Here is a 12,148-nt window from a genome sequence, read left to right as displayed (position 1 = left end):
TTATGATGTGTATATATGTTTTTATGCTCGTAATTACGCATATAGTAAGTCTATCGGTTATGGAAAGGTTAAAAAATACGCATATAAATAAAATCGTGCCTTTTTTATGTTTGCTGTACAGTGTTCTTTGTTTAGTTGCAGGAATCCTTTTAAAAATATTCATGCATAAAAAAATCGCAACAACTGATATATATATTATGGACATTTTTATAATTGTGTTTTTTGCTATGGCATGCGGGAGTTATACTGTATATTCAAAGCTTGCGAGTATGCACAATCATCAGGAGTAAATAATGTTTGAAAAAATTTGTGATGTTTTAATACCGTTTTTTTAAGTGCTTTTCCGAACTTGACCGCCGCTCTTTTTTATGTGATACTGTTTAAAATGAGCGTCTAAAACAGCGCCGCTCATTTTAACTCGAGTTTGCCTTTCGGCAAACGTCGCAAGATTATATGCCGTTTCTTATTGTATTACGAAGAGGCGGCAAGTCATCAATCTCAACTCTTTATAGAGTTTTCGGTTAATGAATTTTAAGGAACGGCGGTGCTGCCGAGCCGATTTGACGAGTTTCCCGGTCGGTTCCGATTACCGGGAACTTCTTGAAGATGCCGTGACGGAAAAATATCTTAGGTAATTAAACATGCGCTTATGGTCTTTACACCCGAAATATCTTGACGCCAAGGGCTTGGTTGCCTTGTGGCGGGAAGCCCTGCTTGCCCGGAAAGTGCTGGAAAATAAAACAAGGGGCTATAAACATCATCCTCAGCTTGCGCGTTTTTATGCGTCCGGCGATCCCTTGAAGTTCATCAATTTATTTTTGCATGAAGTATATACCGAAGCATGCCTGCGCGGTTATACGTTCGATAAAACAAAGGTAGACATTCCGCCTCAACCGCAAAGCGGATTCATCGCCGAATTTATTACGGTAACCGACGGGCAGCTTCAATATGAATTCGGTTTTTTACAGCACAAACTTTTAAAACGCGATATAAAAAAATATAACGAAAACCGTGCATTGACAGCCGATATTGCCGTCAATCCCGTTTTTAAGGTTGTTCCGGGCGGAATAGCCGACTGGGAAAAGGTAAAAGCGATGCCGGACATATACGAGGATGTCTAAAAACCGAGTGCTTTTCGGTTTTTCTTATATGTAAAAACGATTTTTTTCTTGACAGATTGAATTTTCAGGGTGATAATATATAAAAGAATGTAAACGATTACAGCCTGCCTGGGCGGCGGCTGAAGTTGTTTTATTCTTTTGCATTTCTTTAAATCCCACAAAGGAGTATTGTATGAAAAAAATTGCAATCTCGGTGCTTGCAGTCTTTATGGTCGCGGCATTGTTGCCTGTTTTTGCCGGCGGTTCCAAAGATGCCGCAGACGGCGAAAAAGTAACTTTGATTATGGGCTCATGGAGAACCGATGATGTGGTGCAAATTACCGCGCTGCTCAAAGAGTACAAAAAAGTAAAGCCTAATGTAACGATTGAGTTTAAGCCCACAATCAACGTCGACTATAATGCGACATTGCGTTTACAGTTGGAAAGCGGTACCGGCCCCGATTTAATGTATGCCCGTTCCTATGCAACCGGCGCAAAACTTTTTACCGACGGTTATTTTGCCGATGTAACCGACATTCCCGGTTTAAAAGAAAACTTTACGGCCGGAAACCGCGCTCCGTGGACTGCTCCGAACGGAAAAGCCTTTGCAGTTCCTTTTAACGCTATCGTACAGGTAGTCTACTACAACAAAGATATTTTCAAAAAAGCCGGTGTCGCTATTCCTCAAACATGGGAAGACTTCCTTAAAGCATGCGACTCCTTGAAAAAAGCCGGCATTACCCCGCTTTCAAACGGCCTTGCCGATGAATGGGACATTAACGAATGCTTTATGATGGGTATTTTGCCCGGCTTTGTAGGCGGAGCCGAGGGCCGTGCCGCTTACGAAAAAGGTAAGGTTCCTTTAAACGATGCAAAGATGGTAGCCGCCTTCCAAGCTATGGCGGATGTTGCCAAATACTGCCCCGAAGGATTTTCCGCTCTTACCTACAACGATTCGATTGCTTTGTTTGCAACCGGCAAAGCGGCAATGTGGGTAGACGGCTCATGGAATGCAGGCGCTTTTAAAGATGTACCCTTTAATTGGGGCACCTTTGCGCTTCCCGCCCCTGCAGGTAAAAAAGCGGCTATTTGTTTCCATCCCGACACCGGTATGGCTTACAACAAGGCCACAAAACACGAAAAAGAATGTAAGGAATTTCTTGCATGGCTTTGTACGATTGAAGGCGCTACCGTTTCGGCTAAATTTATGCCTACCGGATTCTTCCCGATGATAAACGCTTCGATTAAAATCGAAAACGCACATGCAAACGAAATCCTCGCCCTTACACAGGGCAAATTACAGGATGCGCGCTTTGTTTGGGAACGCTTTATGGATGAGCAGCCCAGCGGTTACGTGCTTATGAATCAGGGCGTTATTTCCGTCATGAAGGGTGAAAAAACCGCCAAGCAAGCCGCAGACGAATTGGCTGCCGGTGTTGCTAAGTGGTATAAACCCTGACAGAGGGATTGTGCTGCTTTTGATGGACGGGGGCCAGAACCCCGTTCGGGCTTCCCGTTCATCTTTTAACGGTATGTATAAAATACATCATAAAAATTATTTTAAAATACAGGGGTATTTTTAAATGATTATGAAAAAAAACGATCGGTATTCCTGGCTGCCGTATATCATTCCCGCCTTAATCGTTTATACCGTGTTTATGGCCTTTCCTTTGGCCGATTCAATCCGTATGAGTTTTTTTACGTCAAACGCTTCCGGTAAAAACGTATTTGCAGGCTTAGCCAACTACCGGGCCCTCTTTTCCGATGCGGAAAATGCGCGGCGTTATTGGGGAGCTTTCGGCAATACCTGGTACTTTTTTTTAATCCACATACTCGTACAAAACTTTTTGGGCTTGGTTTTTTCATTGATGCTTACCTCCAAAGGAATGAAGGGGGTACGTTTTTATCAAACGATTATTTTTATTCCGGTAACCCTCGCTATTTTGGTAACCGGTTATTTATGGAAATTGATTTTAAATCCGCAGTGGGGCGCTTTGCCGCTTTTGTTAAAAAATATCGGCCTTGAATCATTCGTAAAGCCTTGGCTCGGCGAGCAAAAGTATGCGCTTACCGCCATATCGCTGGTTTCTTCGTGGCAGTGGGTAGGCATTCCGGCAATGATGATTTTGGCGGGCTTACAAACCATCTCCGACGATTTGTTTGAAGCCGCCGATATTGCAGGATGCAGCGGCTGGCAAAAGATTTGGTATATAAAGCTTCCGCTTATTAAGCCGGTTATCGGTATGGTTGCCATCCTTACCTTTGTCAACAACTTTAATGCATTTGACGTCGTTTTTGCAATGGAAAACGTAAACGGAGCTCCCCAGTATGCAACCGACTTAATCGGAACCCTCTTTTACCGCGTCGGAATTGCAGGTCAGCATCCGGTGGGAATACCCAATCCGGGAATGGGCTCGGTTATTGCAACCGTTACTTTTATTATGCTTATGGCGGGTGTTGCCGTTATTTTACGCTTAACCCGCGGCGACAAAGACATATAGGAGAACACCGTGAAAATAAAATCATCTTTGGCACGCGAAAGACTGCATCTCGGTTCCCATATAGTCCTTTTGTTTTGGACATTTTTGGTTATATTCCCTTTGTGGACAATGATTATAAACTCGTTTAAATTTAAATTCGACATTTATACGGATCCGTTCGGACTGCCTAAAAAATGGAATTTCGGAAGCTATGTTTCGGTTATCAAAGAGGGCGACTTTTTTTTGTATTTCAGAAACAGCCTCTTTGTAACCCTCGGTTCCATTTTTTTAGTGCTCCTTTTCGGCGCCCTTGCTTCTTATGCGATTGTAAATTGGAAGCATAAACTTTCGCGCTTTTTATACGTGTTTTTTATTGCAGGTATGATGCTTCCGATAAAAATAGGCAGTATCCGCCTTTTGCAGCTTGTAAAAAGCCTCGGCCTTTTAAATACCGTATGGAGCCTTTTTCCCGTGTATACGGCGATGGGCTTACCGATAGCGGTCTTTGTTTTAACCGAATTTATACGGCAAATTCCCGCCGAATTGACGGAAGCCGCCGTAATCGACGGTGCGCGAAGAAGCCGGGTTTTTACGATTGTTATCCTGCCGCTTTTGCGTCCCGCCCTTGCAACCGTTGCCATTTACAACCTCATTCCGTTTTGGAACGATTTATGGTTTCCCTTGATTTTTATCAATAATGACGAACATAAAACTCTTTTGCTCGGCGTAACGCGCTTATTCGGCCAATACATGACCGACTGGTCGCGCATTTTGGCAGTTCTTACTCTTTCGGCCGTTCCCGTTTTGCTTTTGTATCTTACCATGTCCAAAAACTTTATCAAAGGTTTAACCGCAGGAGCTGTGAAGGGCTGAGTTACAAGCTGACGGATTATGTACCCTGTATAAGGGGATGTAAAACTCGGGCTGTCTTAAATCAAATTAACACAGCGTTTTTTATACATAAGCTCTCATATACTGCTTGGGAAACTCTATATCCGCTTTAAGCTCTTTGGCAGCATTCAATGCAAAGTAGGGATTTCTTAAAAGTTCTCTTCCTACATACACTTGTTCGATGCCGTCGGCTGCAATCACATCGTTTGCCTCTTTTGCACTCACGATGAGACCGCCCGCCGCGACGGGAAGTCCCGTCTGTTCCCTAATCACCTTTGCATGAGGAATCTGGTAATTCGTAAAAGCATTCGGGGCAACATTTACCGTGCCGCCGGTGCTGACGTTCACCGAGTCAATCCCCTTATGTTTTACGATATTGAGCATAAGCGCAATATCCTCGGCCGTATTGCCGCCTTCGGCATAGTCATCGGCGGATACCCGCACTTCAATCGGTTTATCCTTCCATACGGATTGTATCGCGTCGAGTACGTCGCCTAAAATTCGTACCCGGTTTTCGGGATTTCCGCCGTACTCGTCGCATCTTTTATTCGTAAGCGGCGATAAAAACTCGCTTAAAAGATAGCCGTGTGCGGCGTGAAGTTGAATCATATCAAAGCCCGCCTTGTCGGCCCTTGCGGCGGCTTGCTTAAACTCTTCCACCGTATCTTGTATATCCTCGTTTGTCATCTCTTTGGGAACCGCCGATTTTTCATCAAAGGCTATCGCCGAAGGCGCTTCAAGTTCTATACCCTGCACGCGGCTTTTTCTTCCTGCATGACCGATTTGCAGGGCGGCTTTACTTCCGTAATCGTGAATTGCATCCGCTATTTTTTGTAATCCCGGAATAAAATCGTCGCTCCAAATCCCCAAATCGTTTTCCGAGATTCTTCCTTCGGGACTGACCGCCGTCGCTTCCACGGTGATAAGGCCTGTTCCTCCGAGCGCCCTTGCTGCATAGTGCATAATGTGAAAATCCGTAACCGTACCCGTTTCCGGTGCGCAAAACATACACATCGGCGCCATCACAAGCCGGTTTTTAAGTTCCAGATTTTTAATCGCGTATTTACTGAATAAATGAGCCATCTTTTCTCCTATAAAAAATCATTCGAAAGTTGACAGTTTTGAATGATTTTTTACCCACGTTCGCAACAAAGTGAGAACGTGCATACAATCATATGATGTTTTGCGCTAGGCGCAAAACTCAAGTTAAAGCGGGCGGCGATATTTTAGACGCCCGCTTTAACCATTCTCCTATAAAAAATCATTCAAAAGTTGACGGTTTCTTCACATGTCCAAACCCTATTATAACCGCCTTCGGCTAAAAAGTCGATTACTTTTTTGCCGGTTCGGGGTTAAATACAAAAGGCGGCATACAGCGGAACGATTTTTTTTCCGTCTTTGAAGGCAAAATTCTTTAAAATATATGAATATATAAAAAACGGGCTTTGAAATTTTGCACAAAACGTAAAACGCTGTGTTTCCTATTGACCAATCGGTAAAAACTTGTTATTCTTATATAATACATTGATTTTCGGCATAAGCCGAATGTTATATGACGGAGTTTTATATATGATTTTTCCCTTACAGGAACTGGTGCGTTTTGAAGATAATGTCTACGAAATAACCTGTGCGGCAAGCCGCCGTGCATACCAGCTTTCAATGGTAAAAGATGCCGGTATTGAAGAAAACGACGGAAAAGTTGTTTCTCTTGCCGCCCGTCAGCTTTTTTCAAAACAGGTTGAATACCGTATCGAAAAAGAATAAGCCCGTCGTCGTTATCTGCGCTCCTACCGCATGCGGAAAAACCGCCTTTGCCGAACTTTTATTTGCATCGGATGCCGATTCGCCTTTTGCCGGAAAAGCCGAAATCATCAGCGCGGATTCCATGCAAGTATACCGCGGCTTTAATATCGGAACGGCAAAACCGGATGCAAATCTGCTTAAAAAACTTCCACATCATCTTATCGACATCTGTGATCCGCGCGGAAGTTTCGGGGCCGGCGACTTTGTGCGTGCAACCCTTAAAGCCTGTGCGGATATATACGGGCGCGAAAAACTGCCCGTTATTGTAGGCGGCACGGGTTTTTACATACGGAATTTTATGTACGGATTGCCGCCGACTCCGCGCGCCGATATGACTTTGCGCGAACAAATAGCCCGCCGAATGGAACGGGAAGGGGCACAAAAGCTGTGGGAAGAACTTTCATCTTTAGATCCGGTCAGCGCACAAAAAATTCACATTCACGATGAATACCGCATAAAGCGTGCTTTGGAAGTATGTACCGCTTCCGGGCAACCCCTAAGCGCGTTTTCCGTCGCCCCGAAGCCGCGCGGCGGATTCCGGTTTTTGATTTTATCCTTACAGCGAAGCCGAGCGGAGCTTTACGAGCGTATCGATAAGCGCGTCGACCTTATGTTTGAACAGGGACTTTGCGATGAAGTTCGGTCTTTAGTCGCATCGGGCTGCCGTGCAGAGGATTCTGCAATGCAGGCTATAGGTTACCGCGAATTTTTTACCGACAAGGGCGCTTTGCAAAGCGATACCGATGTGGTAAAAGAGCGCATAAAAAAAGACAGCCGCGCCTATGCAAAGCGGCAGCAAACTTTTTTTAAAGCTTTTTCCGACGCATGTACGCTCAAAGCCGAAGATGTTCAAGGCGGTATAAAAAAAATAGGGGAATTTATAAGCGGTACGGCGTGATGTACTTGACGGAGATTTGAAATTCGGTCATAATATATTAAGTTTTCAAATAAGATAAGGAGTGCTGTTGTGCCCTGTGGAAAAAAGAGAAAGCGTCAAAAAATAGCTACTCATAAGAGGAAAAAAAAGCTCAGAAGAAATCGGCATAAAAACAAATAGATTCTCTTTTGTGTACTCTATTGACTATGCAACAGGAAGGCTGCGGGTTCGATAAAATGTTATCGTCCGGCGGTCTTTTTTTTACCGTATCTATACTTTAATACAGTATGTAACCTGAATTAAGGTACGGTATTTAAATAATGATGTTAACCCATATACTAAGGAGTGCTTTACGCTGCTTGAAAAAATAAACGGTCCGGATGATTTAAAGCAATTTACAATTAAAGAACTCAAACAGCTGGCCGATGAAATACGTCGGCGTATTATAGACGTCGTAAGCGGAACCGGAGGACATCTTGCAAGTAATTTGGGAGTGGTGGATTTAACCATTGCCTTGCACAGGGTGTTTGAAAGTCCGTCCGATGCCCTTATTTGGGATGTCAGCCATCAATGCTATGCCCATAAAATTCTTACCGGCCGTAACGCACAGTTTCACACGCTGCGTCAAAAAGGCGGTCTTGCCGGTTTTACCAAACATGAAGAAAGTCCTCACGATTGGTTTGATGCCGGTCATGCTTCCACATCCATTTCTTCGGCTTTAGGATTGCTTGTCGGAAAGCGCTTAAATCGTCAAAAAGGCAAAGTAATTGCCGTTATCGGCGACGGAGCGCTTACCGGCGGAATGGCTATGGAAGCTCTTTCGCATGCGGGGCAGCTTGCCGAAGATTTGGTGATTGTTTTAAACGATAATCAAATGTCCATAAACGGCAATACCGGAGCGCTTTCGCGTTATTTAAGCCGCCTCACGATGACCGCTCCTTATCAAACCTTCCGATATAATTTTGACCGCGTGGTTGAAAAAATTCCCCTTATCGGAAAACCCTTTATGAATGTTGTATTCCGCTTAAAGCGGGCGGTAAAAGGTTTGGTGTTTCCGAGTAACTTTTTTTCCGATTTGGGCTTCGAATATGTCGGCCCTTTAAACGGTCATCATATGGAACAAATGATTACGGTATTCAAGCGCATAAAAAAACTGCGCCGGCCGGTTGTCGTTCATTTGATAACCCAAAAGGGCAGGGGATATGCGCCTGCGGAAAACGATCCGGTTTCCTATCACGGATTTTCTCCGCAGGGTTCAAAAAAAGCTTTGCAGCCTTCTTTTACGCAAGTGTTTTCCCGCATTCTCGTACAATGCGCCGAAAAAGATCACGGTATTGCCGCAATTACCGCCGCAATGACCGACGGTACGGGTTTAGCCGAATTCGAGCACCGTTTTCCCGAACGCTTTTTCGATGTGGGGATAGCCGAACAGCATGCGGTTACCTTTGCCGGCGGTTTGGCAAAATCCGGCTTAAAACCCGTAACGGCGATTTATTCAACCTTTATTCAGCGCGCGGTAGACCAGCTTATTCACGATATAGCTTTACAAAATATTCCGGCGGTTTTTGTACTCGACCGTTCCGGGGCGGTACCCGGCGACGGAGAAACGCATCAGGGGATTTTCGACATTTCGCTTTTGCGCCCCATACCGAATCTTTCTCTTTTGGCACCCGCTTCAGAAAAAGAGATGAAACTGTGTTTTGAATGGGCGCTAAAACAAAACAGTCCGGTCGTCATACGTTACCCGAAAGCCCTATGCCCTTCCGAATACGACGAGTTTTCCCAAAGCATTTGTATCGGCCGCGGCGTTTTGCTAAAAAATCCCGCTTTGCCGAAAAATTCCGTCAGTGAAACCGTTTCGGCAAAAAATCCTGCCGCCGAAACTTCCGCTGCGGAAAAAAACATACAATCAAAAAATAAAATACTTTTAGTATGTACGGGCGGCATTTTTCCCGAAGTATTGGAGGCCGCATGCGAATTACAAAAACAGGGTAAATCGGCGGATATTTACAATTTACGTTTTTTAAAGCCGCTTGATAAAGCCTATTTTTTGTCCGTCGCTTCGGCTTATGAACGCGTTTTATTTATCGAAGACGGTATAAGAATCGGCGGTATCGGTACTTATTTGGAATCCCTGCTTGACCGTCATTTGGACGGTAAAAAAACTGGCGTCAGCGGTTTTCCCGACCGCTTTTTGGCTCAGGGAACCAGAGAAGAAATATTGCAGGACGCCCATTTGGACGGCTCCTCGCTCGCACATAAAGCTTTAAAAATGTGGGATTGATTATGGGTTCCGTTATTCCTCCGCCCATATCCTTAGCGGATCGCGTACTTACAGCCCGCCGAAGCGCCTATATTATGTCGATTGTAAATTGTACTCCGGATTCTTTTTGGGAGCTCTCACGTACATATTCTTCTTCGCAAGCTGCCGAACAAGCACTGGCTCATTTTGAGTGCGGTGCCGATATTATAGATATAGGAGGAGAATCAAGCCGTCCGGGCTCGGAGTATGTAAGTGCCGATGAGCAAATTAAGCGCATCGTTCCGGTTATTGAACAGATACGGCGTCACAGCGACATTCCCTTGTCTGTCGATACCCGCCTTTTGCCTGTTATGCAAGCCGCACGTCAAGCAGGGGCGGATATTTTAAACGATATATCGGCATTGGAAGACGATGCGGAATTGGGAATTTGGGCTGCAAAAGAAAAAATTCCGGTTATTTTGATGCATAAGCGGGGAACCCCTCTTATCATGCAAAACAATACCTATTATACTGATATTGTTTCGGAGATTGCTTTGTATCTTTCAAACCGAATACAATATGCGGTATCGCAGGGAATACGGCCCGATAAAATTATTGCGGATCCGGGGATCGGTTTTGGAAAAGATGTTCGTGCGAACACTGCGCTTATTCAAGGCGGATATTCGCTTGCCGAATTGATTTATAAACAAAGCGGCGTAAAATTGCAGCATATGCTTATGGGGCTGTCCCGTAAAAGCGTTATCGGTGCTCTTACGGGAAAAAATACCGAAGAACGCTTAGCAGGTTCGATAGCGGCAAACCTTATAGCCGTACAACACGGCTTTAATATTTTACGTGTTCATGATACGGCACAAACCGCCGATATGCTTAATGTATTGACCGCTTTTTTACAAACCGGGCAAACGTGACGGTCTAAAGGGAGTACTATGGATAGTTTGGGAATTTTTCCGGAAATACATGACTATATCCGCCCGCTATTGGATATAGGAGTGCTTGCGTTTATTTTATATAAAATGTACGGCATCATCGTAAAAACGCAAAGCTTACAAATTATCAAATTTTCATTTACCATTTTAGCCGCCTATGCCATTGCGGTTTTTTTTGATTTATCGACCTTATTGTGGATATTGAATTTATTTGCTCCGGGAGTTCTTATCGGTTTTGCAATTGTTTTTCAGCCCGAATTGCGTAAAATAGTTTTTAAATTGGGACAAACCCAATGGTTTAAAATCCGCAATCGAACCAAACATACGTATCTTGATTCGGTATTGATAGCGGCGGAAATGCTTTCCAAACAAAAAAGAGGTATGCTTGCCGTTTTTACCCGAAAAACCTCCCTAAAAGATATTATGGACACGGGTACGTATTTAAATGCGGACCTTACCTCCAGTCTTTTGGTTACGATTTTCGGCCACGACACCCCGCTGCACGACGGTGCGTCCGTTATACATAACGGGAAAATTATTGCTGCCGGGTGTTTTTTGCCGCTGTCGGAACAATATGATATACGCAAAACCTTCGGTACCCGTCATAGGGCTGCACTCGGATTGTCCGAAGAAACCGATGCCGTTATTTTGGTCGTTTCCGAAGAAACGGGAGCCGTAAGTTTAGCTTACGATTCTCATTTACATTATGATTTGACGATGGAACAATTAACGGCCACCCTTGAAATGCTTTTGGATATTGCCGTAGATATGGTTCAGGAGGAAAAAGTATGAAAGTACGGGAATTCTTTGCCGGACTGGTTGATAATTTACCGTTTAAGCTGCTTTCTCTTGCCGCCGCCGTTATTTTATATTTTTCCTATCAAATAGTATCTCTTGATTCAAAATCGTTTTCAATACCCCTTCGCGTAAACGACGGAGGCAATTTTGTTTTAGCGGAAGACCCCCCGCAGTTTGTGCGCGTTACGGTAAGAGGAAAACCGGAGCAAATTGCAGCTGTGCAAAAAAACGATATACAAGCATATATCGATACATCCCTCGTTTCGTCCGAAGGGAATGCCGTTTTGCCGGTTTTATTGGATTTAAAAGATTATTTTACGCTTATGGATCCGCTGGATGTACAGGTAAAACCGAACCGTTTAATCCTCAATTGTGAACCGAATGTATATAAATCCGTACAAATACAACCGTTTTTTTTAGGCACCTTACCGGACGGATATGAAATCGCTTCTCAAAGTATCGAACCGCAAAATATAAAGATTGCAGGAGCGAAATCAATCGTAGAATCCACCGATGTGCTTTATACAGGCAGTATAGATTTGCAAAATAAAACAAAATCGTTTACCGCCTTTGTAACGATTGAAAATAATTTAAAAAACATACGCATACCGGACAACCAAAGGGCCGAAGTGAAAGTTGAGATTAAAGCGCAAGACCTTACCCGTTCCTTGTCTTTACGAGTTCAAGCCGTATATTTAAATCCCGCTTTCCGTCCTGCAAAAGAGCTTCAAAAAATCAATATGGTTTTATCGGGAGCAAAAAAAAGTTTGTCGGCTTTTATTCCCGACGTTTCTACCGTTCAAGCCGACTTCACGCATGTAAACGGTATCGGAACGTATACCGTTCCGCTGCGGATAAATATTCCCAATGAATTTTCTATTGTAAGTATTAACCCGCCGGTTTTGCAGGTTGAAATTATAGAAAAAGAATCCGTGACTTTTCCGCCGGACGACTTTGCCGACGAAGATTTCGGTTCTCATACTATAGCCGCTTTGGATAAAAAAGGTTAA

11 protein-coding genes are annotated in these 12,148 nt (G+C 44.0%); 10 read left to right on the top strand and 1 reads right to left on the bottom strand.

What is annotated here, in order from left to right:
* Nucleotides 1-641: 641 nt before the first annotated feature.
* The 4 genes from H0R92_RS02085 to H0R92_RS02070 all read left to right on the top strand — a co-directional run bounded on the left by H0R92_RS02085 (nt 642) and on the right by H0R92_RS02070 (nt 4,453).
* Nucleotides 642-1,121 (top strand): pyrimidine dimer DNA glycosylase/endonuclease V, encoded by a 480-nt coding sequence (locus tag H0R92_RS02085; protein WP_432960677.1) that lies wholly within the window; start codon nt 642-644, stop codon nt 1,119-1,121.
* A gap of 172 nt (nt 1,122-1,293) precedes the next feature.
* On the top strand, nt 1,294-2,559 hold the full coding sequence (locus tag H0R92_RS02080) for an ABC transporter substrate-binding protein (RefSeq protein WP_432960675.1): 1,266 nt from the start codon (nt 1,294-1,296) through the stop codon (nt 2,557-2,559).
* Between the two features lie 124 nt (nt 2,560-2,683).
* On the top strand, nt 2,684-3,601 hold the full coding sequence (locus H0R92_RS02075; RefSeq protein ID WP_432960673.1) for a carbohydrate ABC transporter permease: 918 nt from the start codon (nt 2,684-2,686) through the stop codon (nt 3,599-3,601).
* Between the two features lie 15 nt (nt 3,602-3,616).
* The gene (locus H0R92_RS02070; RefSeq protein ID WP_432961177.1) at nt 3,617-4,453 is read left to right on the top strand and encodes a carbohydrate ABC transporter permease; all 837 of its coding nucleotides are present in this window, start codon (nt 3,617-3,619) and stop codon (nt 4,451-4,453) included.
* Between the two features lie 81 nt (nt 4,454-4,534).
* Here the strand turns inward: H0R92_RS02070 and namA are convergent, their stop codons facing one another.
* Nucleotides 4,535-5,554: an NADPH dehydrogenase NamA gene (gene namA, locus H0R92_RS02065; RefSeq protein WP_432960671.1), complete on the bottom strand. Its 1,020-nt coding sequence runs from the start codon at nt 5,552-5,554 to the stop codon at nt 4,535-4,537.
* A 486-nt stretch (nt 5,555-6,040) separates the two neighbouring features.
* Here namA and H0R92_RS02060 point away from each other — a divergent pair, with 486 nt between their 5' ends.
* From H0R92_RS02060 to H0R92_RS02035, 6 genes are all read left to right on the top strand, one after another.
* A complete protein-coding gene (locus H0R92_RS02060; protein WP_432960669.1) occupies nt 6,041-6,235 on the top strand; it encodes a DNA-directed RNA polymerase subunit omega in 195 nt (64 codons plus the stop codon).
* On the top strand, nt 6,210-7,172 hold the full coding sequence (gene miaA, locus H0R92_RS02055; protein WP_432960667.1) for a tRNA (adenosine(37)-N6)-dimethylallyltransferase MiaA: 963 nt from the start codon (nt 6,210-6,212) through the stop codon (nt 7,170-7,172). Before H0R92_RS02060 ends, miaA begins: the two co-directional genes overlap by 26 nt.
* 277 nt (nt 7,173-7,449) lie before the next feature.
* Entirely contained in the window at nt 7,450-9,435 is a 1,986-nt protein-coding gene (gene dxs, locus H0R92_RS02050) for a 1-deoxy-D-xylulose-5-phosphate synthase (RefSeq protein ID WP_432961175.1), read from the top strand.
* Entirely contained in the window at nt 9,426-10,322 is an 897-nt protein-coding gene (gene folP, locus H0R92_RS02045; RefSeq protein ID WP_432960665.1) for a dihydropteroate synthase, read from the top strand. Before dxs ends, folP begins: the two co-directional genes overlap by 10 nt.
* Before the next feature lie 18 nt (nt 10,323-10,340).
* Nucleotides 10,341-11,132 (top strand): diadenylate cyclase CdaA, encoded by a 792-nt coding sequence (gene cdaA / locus H0R92_RS02040; protein WP_432960663.1) that lies wholly within the window; start codon nt 10,341-10,343, stop codon nt 11,130-11,132.
* On the top strand, nt 11,129-12,148 hold the full coding sequence (locus H0R92_RS02035; protein ID WP_432960661.1) for a CdaR family protein: 1,020 nt from the start codon (nt 11,129-11,131) through the stop codon (nt 12,146-12,148). The genes cdaA and H0R92_RS02035 overlap by 4 nt, the downstream gene beginning before the upstream one ends.

This window comes from Treponema sp. OMZ 840, assembly GCF_050937815.1.
GTDB lineage: Bacteria > Spirochaetota > Spirochaetia > Treponematales > Treponemataceae > Treponema_C.
Note: the sequence above shows the minus strand (reverse complement) of the source record. Positions and strands in the feature narration are given on the sequence as shown.